At 28.5% G+C, this 20457-nt stretch carries 15 protein-coding genes; 3 read left to right on the top strand and 12 right to left on the bottom strand.

Translation table 11 applies throughout. The features are described from left to right. Nucleotides 1-144: 144 nt before the first annotated feature. The 4 genes from Q0H31_RS01875 to Q0H31_RS01860 all read right to left on the bottom strand — a co-directional run bounded on the left by Q0H31_RS01875 (nt 145) and on the right by Q0H31_RS01860 (nt 4825). The gene (locus tag Q0H31_RS01875) at nt 145-657 is read right to left on the bottom strand and encodes a PaaI family thioesterase (RefSeq protein ID WP_295295411.1); all 513 of its coding nucleotides are present in this window, start codon (nt 655-657) and stop codon (nt 145-147) included. A gap of 218 nt (nt 658-875) precedes the next feature. Beyond that, nucleotides 876-3368, bottom strand: coding sequence for a ferrous iron transport protein B (gene feoB / locus Q0H31_RS01870; protein ID WP_295295409.1), 2493 nt, complete (start codon nt 3366-3368; stop codon nt 876-878). 111 nt (nt 3369-3479) lie between these two features. Continuing rightward, a complete protein-coding gene (locus tag Q0H31_RS01865; protein WP_295295408.1) occupies nt 3480-3767 on the bottom strand; it encodes a DUF6506 family protein in 288 nt (95 codons plus the stop codon). Nucleotides 3768-4129: 362 nt separating this feature from the next. Further along, nucleotides 4130-4825 (bottom strand): tetratricopeptide repeat protein, encoded by a 696-nt coding sequence (locus tag Q0H31_RS01860; RefSeq protein WP_295295406.1) that lies wholly within the window; start codon nt 4823-4825, stop codon nt 4130-4132. 945 nt (nt 4826-5770) lie between these two features. Here Q0H31_RS01860 and Q0H31_RS01855 point away from each other — a divergent pair. Continuing rightward, a complete protein-coding gene (locus Q0H31_RS01855; RefSeq protein ID WP_295295404.1) occupies nt 5771-7189 on the top strand; it encodes a BspA family leucine-rich repeat surface protein in 1419 nt (472 codons plus the stop codon). Continuing rightward, complete coding sequence (locus Q0H31_RS01850) at nt 7176-8918, top strand: BspA family leucine-rich repeat surface protein (protein ID WP_295295402.1); 1743 nt, start codon at nt 7176-7178, stop codon at nt 8916-8918. Before Q0H31_RS01855 ends, Q0H31_RS01850 begins: the two co-directional genes overlap by 14 nt. A 455-nt stretch (nt 8919-9373) precedes the next feature. On the opposite strand, the gene pyrF is transcribed toward Q0H31_RS01850, so the two are convergent. The 5 genes from pyrF to Q0H31_RS01825 form a co-directional block, all read right to left on the bottom strand. Further along, complete coding sequence (gene pyrF, locus Q0H31_RS01845) at nt 9374-10729, bottom strand: orotidine-5'-phosphate decarboxylase (RefSeq protein WP_295295401.1); 1356 nt, start codon at nt 10727-10729, stop codon at nt 9374-9376. Beyond that, nucleotides 10726-11643, bottom strand: a complete 918-nt coding sequence (locus Q0H31_RS01840; protein ID WP_295295400.1) for a dihydroorotate dehydrogenase — start codon at nt 11641-11643, stop codon at nt 10726-10728. Before Q0H31_RS01840 ends, pyrF begins: the two co-directional genes overlap by 4 nt. Continuing rightward, nucleotides 11636-12406: a dihydroorotate dehydrogenase electron transfer subunit gene (locus Q0H31_RS01835; RefSeq protein ID WP_295295398.1), complete on the bottom strand. Its 771-nt coding sequence runs from the start codon at nt 12404-12406 to the stop codon at nt 11636-11638. The genes Q0H31_RS01840 and Q0H31_RS01835 overlap by 8 nt, the downstream gene beginning before the upstream one ends. Before the next feature lie 24 nt (nt 12407-12430). Next, a complete protein-coding gene (locus Q0H31_RS01830) occupies nt 12431-13252 on the bottom strand; it encodes a DinB family protein (protein ID WP_295295396.1) in 822 nt (273 codons plus the stop codon). A gap of 235 nt (nt 13253-13487) precedes the next feature. Next, nucleotides 13488-14207, bottom strand: a complete 720-nt coding sequence (locus Q0H31_RS01825) for an SDR family oxidoreductase (RefSeq protein WP_295295394.1) — start codon at nt 14205-14207, stop codon at nt 13488-13490. Nucleotides 14208-14332: 125 nt separating this feature from the next. Here Q0H31_RS01825 and Q0H31_RS01820 point away from each other — a divergent pair, with 125 nt between their 5' ends. Beyond that, nucleotides 14333-14680 (top strand): helix-turn-helix domain-containing protein, encoded by a 348-nt coding sequence (locus tag Q0H31_RS01820; RefSeq protein WP_295295393.1) that lies wholly within the window; start codon nt 14333-14335, stop codon nt 14678-14680. Here the strand turns inward: Q0H31_RS01820 and Q0H31_RS01815 are convergent. The 3 genes from Q0H31_RS01815 to Q0H31_RS01805 all read right to left on the bottom strand — a co-directional run bounded on the left by Q0H31_RS01815 (nt 14675) and on the right by Q0H31_RS01805 (nt 20442). Next, complete coding sequence (locus Q0H31_RS01815) at nt 14675-15478, bottom strand: Cof-type HAD-IIB family hydrolase (RefSeq protein ID WP_295295392.1); 804 nt, start codon at nt 15476-15478, stop codon at nt 14675-14677. The genes Q0H31_RS01820 and Q0H31_RS01815 overlap by 6 nt on opposite strands. Before the next feature lie 104 nt (nt 15479-15582). Beyond that, entirely contained in the window at nt 15583-19338 is a 3756-nt protein-coding gene (locus tag Q0H31_RS01810; protein ID WP_295295391.1) for a phosphoribosylformylglycinamidine synthase, read from the bottom strand. 90 nt (nt 19339-19428) lie between these two features. Continuing rightward, nucleotides 19429-20442, bottom strand: coding sequence for an AAA family ATPase (locus Q0H31_RS01805; protein WP_295295390.1), 1014 nt, complete (start codon nt 20440-20442; stop codon nt 19429-19431). Nucleotides 20443-20457: the final 15 nt, after the last annotated feature.

Raw genomic sequence — 20457 nt, 5'->3', positions numbered from 1 at the left:
ACTTTTCACGAAGCGTACCCGAAGGGTAAAAACTTTTACGAAGTCCACACCGTGTAATACGAGAAAAAGAACAATATAAAAAATTATAAAATTATTAATATATCACAACAAACTTCTACACGTTTTATAATAATATAATTTAATTTATGGTATTGCTATAGTTTTAGGGTCTGTTTCCTTTTTCTCCACATACCAATCTTCTTCATTGTTTGGGTCCATTTCTGCTATCTGCTCTAAACTCATGCATATATAATTGCCTTTTGCTGTTACTGCTACTGTATCATCATTAAGAAGTATGTAGCCTTCTCCTTCATATATTCTGCCATTGCCGTAAGTTATTTTTCCAATTATTCTAATCTCTTCATTGATAGGTACAGGCTTTTTATATTTTGTTGTAAGTGTTGTTGTTACGCCCCATTTATCTTCCCCGGTGTATGGCATCATTGCTCTTCCTATAGTTTCATCTAATATAGCAGCAAGTATCCCGCCATGCACTCTTCCGGGGTATCCTTGATGATGGTCTTTAAAAGTTACCAAAGCACAAAGCGATTTATCTTCAAGCTCAAAAAACTCTGCCTTCAAACTTAAATCATTTTTAAATCCGCACACTAAACACATTCTTGAATTATTTTGTTTATTTAATACTTTTAATTCCATAAAAATCCCCCTTGGGCATAAATATAATTAAACATTATACATTAAAAACATAATTAACAATATACTAAACTAATTATGTTTTATCAATTTTTTATTATTTAAAAATATGATTAATATTTAATTAGAAACTCAATAAAATTATTATATAAAAATACAGATACCCAAGAATTAAACTCAGATATCTGTAATTCTAATAAAAATAGGTTATATTATGAAGTCTAGATAATTCCAGCTATTCTTCCAGCAATTTGGTAGAATGCGAAACTAACTATCCAAGCCACCGCTAAAGTATAAACAATTAAGAAAGGTATCCAAGCCTTCCCTATTTCAGAGCCTATAACTGCTATTGATGCAAAACAAGGGAAGTATAATAATACAAATAATAACAGAGCATAAGCTACTATTGGATTAAATACAGGGTCATTTCTTAATGCCTCTATTAAAGTAACTTCATCTTCTTCTATAGATTTTATCTGTGCTATTGTTGAAACAAATACTTCTTTTGCAGCTCCTCCTGCTATTAATGCAATGCTTATTCTCCAGTCAAAACCCAAAGGCTTCATTATAGGCTCTACAAATGTTCCCAACTTACCGGCAAAACTATGTCTTAAACCTTCAGAAGCTACAAGCCTATCATATTCAGCATTTAAAGCCTCTTCATCATTCACATCTATATTCTCTGATATTAATACAGTTTTTGCTCTATCCATTAACTCAGCAGATTCTTCTTCTGTAGGGTTATACTGAGGGAAAGTCATCAATGCCCATATTAAAACAGAAGCAGCAAATACATAAGTACCAGCTTTTTTTATGTACATCCAACCTCTATCAAACATATGTCTTAAAACAGTTTTTACACGAGGCACTCTATACGGAGGAAGCTCCATAACAAAAGGAGTTTCATCGCCTTTGAAAAATAATTTTCTTAATATAAATGCCACAATAAAAGCCATTACTACACCAATTATATATATGCTAAACATTACAGTAGGAGCCATTTTTGGAGAGAAGAAAGCTGCTGTAAATAATACATAAACAGGTATTCTCGCACCGCAGCTCATGAATGTAGTTATAAGTACAGTTACAATTCTGTCTTTTTTGTTTCTCAAAGTTCTTGCAGCCATAGTTGCAGGTATAGTACAGCCAAAACCTAAAAACATAGGTATAAATGATTGCCCATGAAGCCCAAACTTATGCATAACCTTATCCATTAAAAATGCAGCCCTTGCCATATAACCGCAGTCCTCAAGGAAAGATATTCCAACAAATAATATCAATACTAATGGGAAGAATGAAAGCACTGCACCAACGCCGCCTATCACACCATCAACCACTACAGACTGTAATAAGCTTCCTTCAGGTAAAAGATTGGACACAAAAGATGCTAATGCACCAATGCCCATCTCAATCCAGCCTTGAGGATATGCTCCGAGTGTGAAAGTAACTTTAAATATAAGCCATAATACCCCTAAAAATATTGGTATGCCAAGCCATTTGTTTAAAAATACTACATCGGCAGCATCTGTAAAATTAAATGCCTGTATATCATCTCTTTTTATAACTTCTTTTAAAGCACCTCTAATATATGAATACCTTTTATCTGCCATAATAGAGTCAGTTTTTGAGTTTTCTTTAGTCTCTAATCTTATAATTTCTTTGTTTATAGTCTCTATTACTTCTCCGCCGTTATTACATTCGCGTCTTACAGAGTGTATTGCTCTTTCATCTTTCTCTAATGCCTTTATAGCAAGCCATCTCTTATGAATGTCTGATATATCCCCATGCATAGAATCAACTATATTTTTTATAGATTCCTCAACATCAGCACCATATTCTAAAGCAGCTTCTCTATGCAATTTATTTCCAGATTCATAAATTTTTTCTATCTTGTCTAATATTAAAAGTACACTCTCATGTTTGTTTCCATGAACTTTCATTACAGGAAGTCTAAACAATTCTTCTAATTTAGCTTCATCTATATTTATGCCCTCATTTTCTGCATGCTCATACATATTAAGCACGCATAAAATAGGTATACCCAATTCTACTAACTGTAAAGTAAGATAAAGATTTCTCTCTAAATTTGTAGAGTCTATAACATTTATAATAAAATCAGGTTTTTCATTGAGAAGCACATCGCAAGCCACAACCTCATCTTGAGAATAAGCACTCAAACTATAAACCCCGGGTAAGTCTATCAAATCATAGGTGTATCCGTTGTATAGCATAGAGTGTTCTCTTTTTTCAACCGTTACACCGGGGTAGTTAGCAACCTTATAATTGGCACCAGTTAAAGCATTAAATATTGTTGTTTTACCGCAGTTAGGGTTTCCAGCAATTGCTACTTTTAATTTTGTGTTGTTTGAAGGAACTTTTAATTTTTTACTGATTTCTTCTTTGTCTTCTAAAAATAAATCACAGGTATTGTTTTTTTTCTCTTTTTTTACTTTGCCTGTTTTTATGTCAGCCATTTTCTTAATTTCAACATCTGCCTTAGAAACTTCAATTCCATTTGCCTCAGATTTTCTTAAAGATATTTCATAGTCCATAATATGAACTTGAATAGGGTCTCCAAGAGGTGCTTTTCTTACAATCCAGCCTTTAGCACCAGCAGTGAAACCCATCTCTATAATTCTCTGTCTTATCTCGCCCTGTGTTTCCACATTATCTACAACAAAACCTTCTTCTATGTCAAATTCTGTTAGTTTCATAAATAACTCCTTTAGTTAATTTTAATAATCTAATAAAGTGTTAGTATATTCTAACACATACAAAGAAATTGTCAATATAAGTTTGTATAAAAAGTATTAATAAATGAAAATTTAATGAGAAAAAAGCTTCTTATAAATATCGTCTTGCTCTTTTAGATGCACTACAAAACCAACTGCTATTTTGTTTTCAGTAGCCTCTATTATTTTTTTAGCCCCCTCTTCTCTAAAGCCTCCGCAAAGCTCTATGCAGTCAATTCCTTCTTTTTGAAGGTTTTTAGCTGTTTCAATAGCTTCTTCTATATTTGATATACCAATTATTTGAGATACTCCATTATGTATTGAAGCTTTATCTTTGCTGCTATCAAAAATCTTATCCATTATTAAATAAGCGAATTTCATTTTTATAAAACTCCGATATTATAATTTTATTATTTTAAAGGATATAAGATTAATAAATAAATTCAAGATTTAAAAAGCTTTTTTAAAATGTTCAACGCACGTTAAACTGATTTTTATATATTATTTAAATGATATTATCATCAAATTATTTATATTTAATTTTTAAACCGTGCGGTAAAGCGGTAAAAAATTTAAAAGATGCTTGGGTGGGATACAAAAATAATAATATAAACAAAAAAGAAAAATAATGCAAAAACAGCAGATAACACAGAAAGATTTGAGGGTGGGGAAATGTAATTAAATTTTATAATAAAAAATAAGTATGTAGTTATAAAATAGACACAACAATGAAATTCTTAATTTTATTTCAAGCCATATTTATCTTGAATCTCTTTTATATTTTCTCTAGCAGTATCATAGTTAGGGTCTAATTCCAAAGCCTTTTTATAATCTTTTAAAGCTTCATTGTACTCTCCTAAATTTTCTTTAGATACTCCTCTGTTATTATAAAAAGCTCCATTATTAGGGTTTAACTCTATAGCCTTATCATAGTCTTTAATAGCTTCTTCATATTTACCTAAAACATCTTTAACACTTCCTCTATTATAATAAGCATCACTATCATTAGGGTTTAATTCTATTACTTTATTAAAATCTTTAATAGCTTCTTCATATTGATCTAAATAATATTTAGCAAGTCCTCTGTTATTATAAGCATCACTATAATCAGAGTCTAACTCTATAGCTTTATCATAGTCTTTAATAGCTTCTTCATATTCACCTAAATAATCTTTAGCAAGCCCTCTGTTATTATAAGCATAAGTATAATTATGGTCTAACTCTATAGCTTTATTATAGTCTTTAATAGCTTCTTCATATTCACCTAAATCAGCTTTAACACTGCCTCTGTTATAATAAGCAGCACTATAATTATGGTCTAACTCTATAGCCTTATTATAATATACTATGGCTTCTTTATATTTTCCTTCAAGACAAAAAATATTTGCCTTATCAAAATAATATTTTGAATCCCTACTAGAATCATTAACAACTGACATAAAATTTCCTAATATAAATTTATTGAAATCATTATAATATAAAAAAAATTTAATACTATAATAATTAGCATAAAATATTACGCACGGTTAACTAAGCTCTCTATATAATAAAGATTAAAATTATAAATCTATCTATTTTAAATGTTATTTTGCGTGTGGTATGTGAATTTTAAATTTAAAAAACGCTTGGGTGGGGCACAAAAATAAGAGTATTAAACAAAAAATAAAATTAATAAAAAAAATAGCAGATAATGCAAAAATACTTGAGGGTGGGAAGTGTAATTTAAGTTTTAAAACTTTATTTACATACCCCGCCCTTTATTCTTTACAGTTTTTCCTGTAATGGGAGTTCTAATTATATTTATTGTTTAATTAGAAATTTTAGCACCCGCCCAATATTTTTTTAAATTTAAAACTTTACTCTACGCACAGCAAAAAAGAAAACCTATGCAAAAACATCAGATAACATAAAAAGCCTTGAGGGTGTGGAGTGTAATTTAAATTTTGAATATATAAAATAATATCTATATTTTGTATATACATAAAAAGTTATACTTTATTAAATGCAGTTCTTTTGGTTCTTTTATACCAATACCGAAGGCACTTCCTACGGTCGTACCGAGTAGGTCCTATCGGCAAAAGAACTGGGGTGCTGCACGGTGTGTACTTCGTTAAGGGCAAAGCCCTGCAAATACCTTAATATAAATAAATTATTTTTTATATTAGAATATGTTAAAAAATTTTATTGTTCTTCTTCCCGCAGCTCGCTGTGCGGACTTCGCAAAAGTTGCAAAAAGACAAATATTATAATTGAAATACCATACAATAATTAAACTTTATCATTGTATTAAAAATTTTATACAAAATTTATTTGTTATATAGTTTTAAAATTTAAAAATATATAAAAAAATATAGAATCATAAAAAACAGTAAGGAAACATAATAATGAAATACAAGCCTCAAACAAAAGATGAATTGATGGATTTGATAGAAAAAAAGACAAAATTTAATAAAATAGATACAAGCCTAATAACAGATATGTCAGGCTTATTTAAAGATTCTATGCTAAGAAATTTCAGCGGTATTGAAACTTGGGACACTTCTAATGTTAAAGATATGAGTTTTATGTTTTTCAGTGCTAAAAGCTTTAATCATGATATATCTAATTGGAATGTATCCAAAGTTAAGAATATGAGTAATATGTTCTGCCTTGCGGAGAAATTTAATCAGCTTTTAGATAAATGGGATGTTTCAAATGTTGAGGATATGTCTAGAATGTTTTATAATTGTAAAAAATTCAATCAGCCTTTAAATGATTGGAATGTATCTAAAGTCATTAATATGAAATGTATGTTTTGCGGTTGTAAACTTTTTAATCAGCCATTAAATAATTGGGACGTTTCTAATGTAAAAGATATGGAGTTTATGTTTTCTAAAGCTGAAAGTTTTAATCAGTCTTTGGACAAATGGAATACTTCTAATGTTCTTAGTATGATGTGTATGTTTTCTGCAGCTGTAAATTTCAATCAAACTTTAAATAATTGGGACACTTCTAATGTTGAAAATATGCAGAGTATGTTTGCAGGGGCTTATAATTTTAATCAGCCTCTTAATAATTGGAATGTAAGTAAAACAGAAAAAATGATTGGTATGTTTGAGGGAGCTAAAAGCTTTAATCAGGATATCAATAATTGGAATGTTTCAAACGTAAAAAATATGAGTAGTATGTTTTGCGGTGCTGAAAGTTTTAATCAGCCATTAGACAAATGGGATACCTCAAATGTAGTAAATATGAAATTTATGTTTTATAACGCTAAAAACTTTAATCAAAATATAAATACTTGGAATGTAGGTAATGTTATTAAAATGTATAGTATGTTTGAAAATGCTTATAATTTTAATCAACCGCTTGATAAATGGGATACTTCTAATGTTTTATATATGATCCGTATGTTTTTTAATGCTAAGAATTTTAATCAAGATATTGGAAACTGGAATGTTTTTAGTGCAATTAGTATGTCATATATGTTTAGCGGTGCTGAAAGTTTTAATCAGTCAATAGAAAATTGGACTATTAATAAATCTTGTTATATTAAAGATATTTTTTCAAGTTCTTATAATGATATAAAATCAATATTGAAAATTTATTTTATTGCTAAAGGTAATTATAAAAAACAATTGCTTTCTATGCTTGAAAACTGCGATATAAAAGAAGTGTATAAAGAAGTTTTGAAATATAATAAATTAAAAGATTTTATAAAGAAATTAGAAAATATTTATTATGAAGAATTAAAGGAATTGATTGAAAATAAAGAAAATATTTTAAAGGAATATAAAAAAGGACTAAACAATGAAAAAATATAAACCTCAGACAAAGGATGAATTAAAAGAATTAGTAAAAGATGAAAATATATATTTAGGCGATATTGATACAAGTTTAATTAATGATATGAGCAATATTTTTCATGAAAGTTCAAGGAAAAATTTTAAAGGCATAGAATGTTGGGACGTTTCAAATGTAGAAAATATGTCATATATGTTTTTTGATGCTGTTAATTTCAATAGTAATATAAATAATTGGAATGTTTCAAAAGTTACTAATATGTCAGGTATGTTTTCGAGTGCTAAAAAATTTAATCAGCCTTTAGATAAATGGGATGTTTCAAATGTTGAGGATATGTTTAGAATGTTTGATAATTGTAAAAAATTCAATCAGCCTTTGAATGGTTGGAATGTATCTAAAGTCATTAATATGGAATATATGTTTTGCGGTTGTGAACTTTTTAATCAGCCATTAGACAAATGGGATACTTCAAATGTAACAGATATGAGTTTTATGTTTTATAACGCTAAAAACTTTAATCAAAATATAAATACTTGGAATGTAAGTAAAACAGAAAAAATGATTGGTATGTTTGAGAATGCTTATAATTTTAATCAGCCTTTAAATAATTGGGATACTTCTAATGTTTTATATATGAACTATATGTTTTTTAATGCAAAAAGTTTTAATCAGGATATTGGAAGCTGGAATGTTTTTAGTGCAATTTATATGTCATATATGTTTAGCGGTGCTGAAAGTTTTAATAAATCTATAGAAAATTGGATTATTAATGAGGCTTGCTTTACCAATGATATTTTTTCTGGTGCTTCTTCTTTTAAGAATGTTAAATCTATATTAAATATTTATTTTTTATCTAAAGGAAATAATAGAAAAAAACTTTTAGCTATGCTTGAAAACTGCAATATAAAAGAAGTTTATAAAGAAGTTTTGAAATATAATAAATTTAAAGATTTTATAAAGAAACTTGAAAATACTTATTATGATGAATTAAATGAACTAATTGAAAATAAAGGGAGTATTATTTTAGAATATAAAAAATCTAAAAAAATAGAATTAAGGAATAGTGAAAAACATAAATCTAAAAATAAAATAGAATTATTAAAACTAATAAAAGAAAAAGTAAAATATGATAAAATAGATACTAGCTTAATAATTGATATGTCAGGATTATTTCAAAATTCAAAAGTTAAAAAATTTGACGGTATTGAAACTTGGGATACTTCAAATGTTAAAGATATGCATAATATGTTTAAAGGAGCTGTATATTTTAATCATAATATAGAAAATTGGAATGTATCTAATGTGAAATATATGAATTTTATGTTTTCACATTGTATTATTTTTAATAATGATTTAAGTAATTGGAATGTTAGTAATGTAGAAATTATGAGCTTTATGTTTGAAAGTGCATATTCTTTTAATCATGATATTTCTAAATGGAATATAAGCAAATTAAAATATGCAGATGCTATGTTTAGGTATGCAAAAAGTTTTAATCAGCCTTTAAATGATTGGAATATGAGTAATGCTGAATCTATAACCTCAATGTTTCAATGGGCTTCAAATTTCAATCAGCCTTTAGATAAATGGAATATGTCTAATATTAAATATATATCATTTTTATTTGATAACTGTATTAATTTCAATCAGGATTTAGAATCTTGGAAATTAGGAGAAAATGTTAATATGAAATATGCTTTTTCAAATTCGCCTATAGAAAGTAATCCTCCTTCTTGGTATAAAAGTTAAAAATAATTTATAGCGGATTGTAATATACTTTATAAATTGTATATACTAACAATTTTTAAGTTTGTCAATTTTTTTGTTGTTCTTTTTCCCGCAGCTCGCTGTGCGGACTTCGTCAAAAGAACCAAAAAGTGCAAGTGTTTTAGCTTTGTATATTTAGAATATATAAAATAATATCTATATTTTATATACATAATAAAATATTTTTATATATAAGTATAAATTTTATAAAAAACTAATAGGTGCTTTTGCAACTTTGGCGAAGTCTGCACAGCGACCGAAGGAAGTGCCTGTGGGTGCGAGCCACGGGAAAAGTTGATAAAAAATAAAATTTATTAAGTTTAGAATATTTATTGACGCACGGTTAGCCGATATTAGTTTTTTGTTTTATTGAAATTGTTAATAAAATTTATACTTTAAAATTCGGTTACCGTGCGGTGTTTTTTATAAAATTATTATCAAACATTCCAGTTTTCTGGGTCTTTATTCCACTCTAAAGCTTTCTTTAATTCTTCTTCGCTTATATATTTTTCATCTTTTGCTATTTCCATTAACGAAGAGAAATTAGAAAGAGAAGAGAATTTTATATTTGCTTCCTCAAAGTTCTTCTTAGCCTTTTCAAACTCATAAGAAAATATTGAAATAATTTCAAGACCAATAGCTCCTTCTGCCTTAGCTGCCTCAAATGCTTTTATAGAACTTCCGCCTGTAGAAATTAAATCTTCTATAAGTATTAATCTCTTGCCATTACAATCTGCACCTTCTATCTGTTTTCCTCTGCCATGTTCTTTTTTTTCTGCTCTAATATAACACATAGGTTTATCAAGTTCATATGCTATAAAAGATGCCCAAGGTATGCCAGCTGTTGCAGTGCCGGCTACTATATCAAAATCTTTTAATTTTAATATATTTACAAAAGATTCAACTATCACTTTTCTATATTCAGGGAAACCTATTACATATCTGTTATCGCAATATATAGGACTTTTTATTCCAGATACAAAAGTAAAAGGCTCTTTAACATTAAGTTTAACAGCTTGAGATGAAAGCAAAGCAACAGCAATTTTTTGAGCCTTGCTTTTTTTATTGTTTTCCATGCCCTCAGCAATCTCTTCTACAACCATTCTGCAAGCTTTAACTCTGTCTTCGCTTCTTGTGATAGGACGTCCAACTACAAGATAATCGCATCCGTTTTCTATAGCTTCTTTTGGCGTCATAATCCTTTCTTGGTCATCAACGCTAGCCCATTTAGGACGCACTCCCGGACACACTGTTCTAAATCTTTCCCCGCATTCTTTTTTGATGATAGCAGCCTCTCTCGGCGAGCATACAACTCCGTCAAGTCCAGCCTCTTTTCCTAGTTTCGCCCAATTAACAGCCAAATCTTTTAATGCTATATTTGAAGTGAACATATTCTTTACATCATTTTCTGAAAGACTAGTTAAAACTGTTACACCTATTATTAAGTTTTCTTTGTTTAGTTTTTTTATCTCCTCAACAGTTTTTTCCATCATCTTCTTTCCGCCGCTCGTATGCACATTAAACATAAACACATTCTGTTTAGCAGCAAAAAGTGAAGCCATAGCTGTTGTATTTGGTATATCATGAAATTTCAAATCTAAAAAAACTTTTTTATTTTTATTAGCCAAATACTCTATTATCTCGCCTTTAGTATATAAAAATAATTCAAGCCCCACTTTATAAAATACAGCCTCATCGCCAAGCTCATCTATTAAAGCTACTGCCTCAGACATAGAATTAAAATCTAATGCCACTATAAGTCTGTCTTTTGGATTGTTATCTGCTATCATCATAAATGTGCTACTCCTATTAAATCTTTTATATTGTTTATATTATTTTCTTCAAGATAATTGTTTATTTGTTTTATTATTTCTATAGGGAGTGTTGGATTAGAAAATATACCAGAGCCTATAGAAACTATTGATGCTCCAGCCATTATAAACTCTAAAGCATCTTCATATTTTTGAATGCCTCCCATTCCAACTATAGGTATATTAATAGCCTTGTAAACCTGATAAACCATTCTCAAAGCAATGGGCATTATAGCAGCACCTGAAAGCCCTCCAAAAATATTGCCTAATAATGGTTTTTTTGTTTTTATATCTATCTTCATAGCTAAAAAAGTATTGACTAAAGAAACACTATCCGCACCAGCATACTCTACAGATTTTGCAATACTCACAATATCAGTAACATTCGGAGATAATTTTACTATTAAAGGCTTTTTCGTTAATACTTTTTTTACTTCTTTTGTAGTTTTCTCAGCACTTTCACAGCTTGCCCCAAAAGCCATGCCTCCATTTTTTACATTAGGGCAAGATATATTAAGCTCTATAAAATCAACTCTATCTATCTCATTAGCAATCTCTGCCACTTTAACATACTCTTCTAATGTGCTTCCATTTATATTTAAAATAATAGGTGTTGAGTATTTTATGTTTTTTATAATCTCATCTCTAAAATATTCTATTCCGGGATTTTCTAAGCCTATACAATTAATCATGCCGCTTGGTGTTTCTGCAATGCGAACCCCACTGTTGCCGTCTCTCTTATTTAATGTTATACCCTTTAAGTTTACAGCACCAAGTTCATTAACGTCAAAATAATCATTATATTCTTCACCAAAACCAAAACAGCCAGATGAAGTTATCACTGGGGTTTTTAATTCTTTACCTAAAAAATTAATATTAAGTCTGTTATTATTCATTTTTAATCCATAAATATTTAGCGTCAAATATAGGTCCGTCAGAGCAGGCCTTTTTTAATACTACAGTTTTATTGTCATAACTAACTTCAACATTGCATCCCAAACAAGCATTAACTCCGCAAGCCATTCTCCTCTCAAGAGAAGCATAGCATAATATGTTGTTTGCTAATGCTATTTTTATTATTCCATTCATCATAATCGTAGGGCCGCAAGTGTATATTATATCAAACTTTTCTTTTTTTATTATTTCGTTTGTCTTCTCTACAGCATTACATTTATCACCAACAGAACCGTCATCTGTAACTATATGTAAGCTAATATTATCAGTATTAAATCTCTCCATTATATTGAGGGCGTCTTTATTTGCTGCCCCCATTACAAGAGTGATGTTATTATTATTGTTTACTAATTTTTCTATTAATAGCTTTATAGGAGCAATACCCATTCCGCCTGCCGCTATAAGTACTTTTTTATTATTAATATTGGTATCAAAACCATTACCCAAAGGTCCTTGTATATTAACTTTTTCTTTTAAGTTAGATAAATATTTTGTGCCTTCGCCTTTTACCTGATAATAAAACTCTACCATATCATTAGAAACATAATGAACACTTATAGGTCTTCTTAAATATGTGCTGCTTTTTAGCATAAAAAATTGACCAGCCTTAATATGCTTGAAAGCCTCTTTTGATTTTACTTTGAGAATATATTTATCCTCTGCTATTTTTTTGTTTTCTACTATCTCACAATCTTCTAAAAACATAATCTTATACAACCGCTAATAAAATTAAATTATAGTAATTAAATTAGAATAATCATTTACATACCCCATCATATCAAGCATAGCAGATATTTCTCCTCTATGATGAGTATTATGATTTAATTCATGCATTATTATATGATAGATTGGCTTTTTTACTGTGTCGTCAGCGAAATCTATTTTTATTATTACATTATAATCATCTATACTATTTATTATATCTATTATTATATCATCTAATTTTTTTCTTGTGTCAAATAAAGTGTCTAAATTGGCATCTATTGGTTTATTGAATAAAAAATTATCATTAAGGTATGTTAATATCTCTTCATTTGCTATTATTTTTTTGCTTGAATACTTTCTTAAAATAGAAAAGAAATATATATCTGTTTTTATAATATGAGTGAAAGTATTTATTAATGATTTAAAATAGCTTCTTGTTTCTTTGTATAAATCTGATTCATTAATTTTTTGTATATCTCTAAAAATATTTATAAGCATTCTATTTGCTTTTCTATTATATTCTGCCATAAGAGTAAGAACTCTTTGTGATGTGATTGTTTTATAAGTTATGATATTTTCTTTTTTATCTGATGTTTTTTTATTAGCTTTTTTGTACTCTTTTTTTATTTCTGAAAACTCTTTTTTTAATTCTAATAAATTATCATATATTAATTTTTTCTCTTCTCTTAATTTTTTTAATTTTTTATTTTTTAATTCTTTTAGATTTTTATTTAGATTGTTTATAATACTTGATTTTAATATCTCTATCTCTTCTGACTTTTTATTTAACCTATTTAATTCTGAGTTTATTTTTTTTTCTAATAAATTGATTTTATGGTCTATCATAAACGATTCCTTTTTGCTATAGTGAAAACAGCAATTAACTAATAGTAATAGAGAAATTTATTTTTGTCAAATATTATTATGCAGTTTTTAAATATTATTAAAGTTTTGTTTTACGGCACAAAATATTTAGTTTTTATATATATAAGTTTTTTTAGATAAGTTTATATTAATAAAAAAATTTTATTTGTAAATTAAAAAGCCATAGTTTAAAAAATATACTATGGCTTAATTTTTATCAGTCTATTTGTTTTGTTTTTGCTATAACTAATTCTCTTACGCATATATCTTGAGGCATATTATAAGCGAATTCTATACAATTAACTATATCAGAAGCATTTAAACCATTTCCTATACTTTTTTTCCATTCAATATAATCAGCTTTTATATTTTCATCTGTTGTATGTTCTAAAAGATGAGTTTCCACAACTCCGGGTGCTAACACTATAACCCTTACATTTTTATCAGCCACTTCTTCTCTAATACTTTCAGTTATAGCATGCACAGCAAATTTGCTTCCGCAATATACTCCATGATTTTTAAATGTTTTTCTTCCTGCTATTGAACTTATATTTATAATAGTGCCTTCATTTCTTTTTATCATATCTGGAAGTATTATATTTGTAGTTGTTAATATTCCGTTTATATTAACATCTATCATATTTTTCCATTCTTCATAGCTTTGTTTATCAATATTTCCAAGAAGCATTACTCCGGCACAGTTTACAAGCAAATCAGTTTTTCCATATTTATCTTCAGCCATTTTTATTCCTGCTCTTACTTCTTCTAAATTTGTAACATCTGCTTTTACACTTATTGAATCTTTTAAATTTAAACTTTCCATTATTTCTTTACGTCTTGATATTAAAAGCGTAGGATGTCCATTTGCTGAGAATTTTTTTGCTGTTTCCATTCCTATTCCAGAACTAGCACCAGTAATAACTACTAATTTTTTCATAACGAAAAACTCCTTTATAAAAAATCATTATGCCTTATAATATATTAATAAATTTGTTAAACAAGAACGGAAATAATTGTTATTAAGTAACATTTATTTCACTATCAATTAATTAGGATAATTATATGAAAAAAATAAAAGTAGCATCAGAAATAGGAGTTACACTTTATATGATAGGAGGTAAATACAAACCTCTTATACTAAATTATCTTATAGAAAATAAAACAAAAAGATTTAATGAAATGCTTAGATATATGAAACCTATATCTCAAAGAACTTTAACTAATCAGCTTAGAGAATTAGAAGAAGATGGGCTTATAAACAGAAAAGTGTATGCAGAAGTTCCTCCAAAAGTAGAATATATTATAACCAAAAAAGGCAAATCACTATCAAAAATATTAGAAGCTATGTGTGAATGGGGAGAGAAAAATATTGACGAAAGATTTGAAATTACTAACCCTCAATGTTTATAATTCAAAAATATCTTTCAAAAACTTACCCACTCCTTCTTCATTGTTTGAAAGAGCAATATAATCCGCTTTTTGTTTTAATTCATCTTCGGCATTATACATAGCAACACCAACACCCGCATATTCAATCATCTCTATATCATTAAAATTATCTCCGAAAGCTACAATATTATCAAAACTTATTCCTTTATTATCGCAAATCCATTTTAAAGCATTACCCTTACTTACACCTTTACACATTACCTCTAAAAGAGTATCACCTGAAAAACAACAATTAACATCTAAATTGGAATCTATATCTATTTTTAATTTATTTAAAGTTTCTCTCTCTCCAAAAATAATTATTTTATCAAATTTATAATATTTAATATTTTCTATACCAACAGTAATTTCTCTTGTCTTTTCAATTTGTATATATGACTTAATATAAAAATCATCTCTTGATACTGTATATTGTAAATCATTAAAAAAATGCACACATACATCATATTTTTCAGCTAATTTAATAACAATTTTTGAAATATCCTCTTCAAGACTTTTTCTGTATAGAATTTTACCATTATTATCTACAATATTAGAGCCGTTCATAATAATAGAATAATTATTATTTCCTAAAACATCATTATACTTTTTTACTCCGTCAAACCCTCTTCCGCTTGATAATATAAGTTCTATTTTATAATCATTAATAAGTTTATTTAGTATTTCTTTAGTGTAATTTCCTATTTCTTTTTTATCATTAAGCAAAGTGCCGTCTAAATCGCAAGCTATTAATTTTATTTTTTCTTTTGAAATATTCATTATATATCCTAAAATATAAATTTGTAAAAATAATTTTATCTTTATGATTCAAAAATATTGTTCAAAAACTTTTCATTCTATTTTCTTTATTTGAAAGATATTTTTTACTTAAAATAATTCACACCATTTTCAAATATGTTGTAAATATCTTTTGTGATGATATTTTTGTATAGATTGTTTCCGTATCTTTCACTATGCCCCATCTTACCAAAAACTTTTCCATCTTCTGAAAGTATGCCCTCAATAGCATAAGCAGAACCATTAGGATTAAATCTAAACTCATTAGTAGGCTTTGATTCAAAGTTTACATACTGAGTAGCAACCTGACCTTTTTTTATTAACTCTTTTATTATATCGTCATCTGCAAAGAATCTTCCTTCGCCATGAGAAACAGGAACAACTAACTCGCTTCCTAAAGGTATGTTATATAGCCAAGGAGAATTGTTTGACACTACCTTTGTTGTTACCATTTGAGAAATATGCCTGCCTATTTTATTGAATGTAAGAGTAGGAGATTTCTCTGTAATGTTTCCTATTTTTCCATAAGGAAGAAGCCCTGATTTTATTAATGCCTGAAAACCGTTACATATACCCAAAACAAGCCCATCACGTTCTAACAGTTTATGTATAGAAGTTTTTATTTTTTCATTTGTAAGTATTGCAGAAATAAACTTTCCAGAACCGTCAGGCTCATCTGCCGCACTGAAACCTCCGGGTATCATAAATATCTGTGAATTATCTATTTTTTTAGACATCTCTTCGATTGATTCTTTTATATATTCCAGCTTTATATTTCTAAATACAAAAATATCAGTGTTTGCTCCAGCATCAGAGAAAGCTTTTTGAGTGTCATATTCGCAGTTAGTTCCTAAGAATGCCGCTATTAAAACATTAGGATTAGCAGTTTTATTTTTGCATATAAATGGTGCTTCTCTTTTGTATTCGGCTAACTTGTAAGTTTCTATATCTTCATAAGTTTTATAAGGGAATACTGATGATAATTTATCAAGCCATAATTTTTCTGCCTCTTCTAAATCCACTATTTCACCGCATACTTTTATTTTGTATTCATTAATAGTTTTGCCTATGAGTATAGCATTTTTATAATTTAACTCTTCTTTAGTTTCTACTATAAATGAAGCAGGCATTAAATTAAAGAAATAAAGCTCATCTTTTATATCAACGCCTATTCTATTACCGAAAGACATTTTTGTTAGAGCTTCAGCAATGCCTCCGAATTTGATAGTGTAAGCTGATAATATTTTTTTGTCTTTTATATTTTTATGTATGAAGTCAAAATTCTCTTTTATTTCGGCAACATTAGGCATATAGTTATCAAGCATATTATGCTTTATTAAATACACATAATTATTAGCAGATTTGAACTCTGGAGATATAACATCTCTGCTGTCAACAGTTGATACTGCAAATGATATCAAAGTTGAAGGCACTGATATATTATTAAAAGTACCGCTCATAGAGTCTTTTCCGCCTATAGCAGGTATATCAAATTCAGTCTGAGCATATATTGTGCCGAGCAATGCAGAATAAACTTTACCCCATTTTTTAGCATCGCTTCCTAATTTCTCAAAATACTCTTGGAATGATAATCTTATCTTTTTGTAATCAGCACCAATAGAAACAAGTTTTGACATTGATTCTATTACAGAGTATATTCCTCCATGAAACTCTGACCATTTCATTATAGAAGGATTATAACCCCAAGATATAGCTGAAGCCGTATTTATTTGTTTTGCATTGTTATCAAATATTGGTATTTTTTGAATGCTTACATCGCTTGGAGTCATTTGATACTTTCCGCCGAAAGGCATAAGTACAGTTGTTGCTCCTATTGATGAGTCAAACATTTCTATAAGACCCTTTTGAGAAGCAATATTTAAATCTTCTGCCATATTAAACCAATGCGATGTTAAAGAGCATGCATTTTTTGTGTTAAATGGATTATTGTCAAAGTTAATGTCTTTAAGTATAGCATTAGTCTCTTGTTTAGCTCCGTTAGTGTCTAAAAATTTACGGCTTATATCTACAATCTTTTTGCCTTTCAAATACATTACAAGTCTGTTAGTGTTTGTTATAACAGCAACTTTTGTAGCTTCAATATTTTCTTTGTTTGCAAGTTTTATAAAATTATCTGCATCCTTACTTTCAACAACAACAGCCATTCTCTCTTGTGATTCTGATATTGCAAGTTCAGTGCCATTTAATCCTAAATATTTAACAGGCAACACATCAAGGTTAATGTCAATTCCATCTGATAATTCACCAATAGCAACAGAAACACCGCCCGCACCGAAATCATTACATTTCTTTATTAATTTTGTAACCTCTTTATTTCTGAAAAGTCTTTGAATCTTTCTCTCTTCTGGTGCATTACCTTTCTGTACTTCGGCACCGCAAAGTCTTAATGATGTATCAGTGTGGCTTTTTGATGAACCAGTAGCTCCTCCGCATCCGTCTCTTCCTGTTCTTCCGCCAAGCACAATAACTATATCTCCTGCTTTTGGCTTTTCTCTGCGTACATAATCCACAGGAACAGCTCCCACAACAGCACCTACTTCAAGCCTCTTTGCTTTATATCCTTCATCATATATCTCATTAACTAAACAAGTTGTAAGCCCTATTTGGTTACCATAAGAAGAATATCCTGCTGCTGCAGTTGTAGTAATTTTCTTTTGAGGAAGTTTTCCTGCTAAAGTGTCTTCCAATTTCTCTAACGGATTAGCACTTCCTGTAACCCTTATTGCCTGATATACATAGCTTCTTCCAGAAAGCGGGTCTCTTATAGCTCCGCCCAAACATGTAGAAGCACCCCCAAAAGGTTCAATCTCTGTAGGGTGATTATGAGTTTCGTTTTTAAACATCAATAAATATTTTTCTATTTTGTTTTTTCCATTCTCATCAACAGCATCAACATCTATGTAAATAGAGCATGCATTTATCTCATCAGAAATCTCTAAATCTTCAAGCTTTCCTTTCTTTTTTATGTATTTTGCTGATACTGTTGCCATGTCCATTAAATTAATATCTCTTTTACTGTCAACATCTTCACCGTAAAGCTCCTTTCTCATGCTGTAATATCTGTTAATGACATTAAGTATCACTTCTGAAAAATTGCTCTTATCATTTTCTAATTTCACATCATTAATCTTTGTCATAAATGTAGTATGCCTGCAATGGTCAGACCAATATGTATCAAGAACTTTTATTTCTGTTTCTGTTGGGTTTCTTTTCTCTTCATTTTTGAAATAATTCTGCACAAACTCTATATCTTTATAGGTCATTGCCAAATCAAGATTATCTCTATATTTATGAAGTTCATCTATATTTAAATTAATAAAGTTTTCTACGTCTTTAATATCATCAGCTTTTTGATGTGACTCTATTTCTAATTTGCTTAAATCTTTTTCTCTGCTTTCTACAGGGTTAATATAGAACTTTTTTATTTTCTCTATTACAGTATCATCTATATTACCTATATTTCCGTCAAAAACTATCACCTTCCCGCTTACTATAGTTACTTCTTCTATATCATTATAAATAAGCTTCAAACACTGCAATGCAGAATCAGCCCTCTGGTCAAATTGTCCGGGCAAATATTCAACTGCAAAATGTTTTAAACTCTCAAAGTCTTTTTGTTCAACTATCCTATCTGTAGGAGGCTCTGAAAATATTACATTAATAGAATTAGCTAATTTACTTTCATCTATATTAAAAATGTCATAAACGTTAAGAAGTCTTACACTGCTTTTAATTTGAAAATTCTCTTTTAATTGACTTTCTAATCTCTTAGCCTCTAAATCAAAGCCTTCTTTTTTCTCTATAAAGATACGATAGTTCATTGAATATACCTCATTGTTATTTAAAATTGAGTTTTTATATTAATAGATTATATATTATATCATTAGTTTTATAAAGATATTTTTATTATATTAAAAGTGTTTTTGAAGAACACTATCTACAATAGAAACAGCTTCTTTAAATCTTTTTTGATAATCTCCGCTTATAGAATAATATTTTATATTCATATTGTTAAGTATATCTTTTATTTTATTACTATATTTTATTCTGTCATTTTTTATAACTTCGCTTCTGTCACCGTCTTGAACAAAATCAACATCAGGCTCTAAAAATAATATAGCATCATATTTGTTTATATGTATAATTGCCTTTGCAAGTCTTTCATTATCAATAATATTTTCATCTTCCAAAAAATGCATATAAAAGTTTGTAATTATTGCATCAGTATCTACAAATAATATTTTATTGCTATGCTCTATTGCTTTTATTTCATTTAATTTATGAGTAAGAAGTATCTCTGTAAAATCTTCTGAAAGCATAAGCAAATCAGTTCCAGACTTTTCTGATAACTCTCTTCCTGCCTCTTCTATATAATTGGTATTATAATAATTTGCTAAATTAATTGTGAGAGTTGACTTTCCTGTGCTTTCGCTTCCTAAAAGCAAAACCTTTTTTGTATAATATGGCTTTACTATATTAGGCAAATAATCCCAATACTTATAAACATTCTCTCTAATCTTTGAAGAGCTTATTTCATCTCTTTCTATAAATATTAACTCTGAATCTTTATAATATCTTGTATAAAAAGAATCTTTATTTTTATAATCATCTCCGCAAAATACTGCGTCAATTTTTTTGCCTATAGCATTTTTTATCTTTACAGAATCCTCTTCCCATAAATCTTCAGTATATTCTTCTTTTGTGTTTGCATTATCTTCTATAAATATAATCTTTACATTTCCAATATGCTTTGTTAATTGATAAAGCCAACGGTATCTTACTTTTTTGTCAATTTCATTTCTATTATTTCCAACAGCTAAAACAATATAAAGCTTTTTACATTGATTAGCAGCTTCTATTATGCATCTTACATGCCCAAGATGAAGAGGATTAAAAGAACCGCCGTACATTCCTATATTATACATAAAGCCTCCGAATTA

Source organism: uncultured Brachyspira sp. (genome assembly GCF_934747485.1).
Lineage (GTDB): Bacteria > Spirochaetota > Brachyspiria > Brachyspirales > Brachyspiraceae > Brachyspira.
The sequence above is the reverse complement of the archived record's forward strand: the minus strand, read 5'-3'. Positions and strand labels throughout refer to the sequence as shown.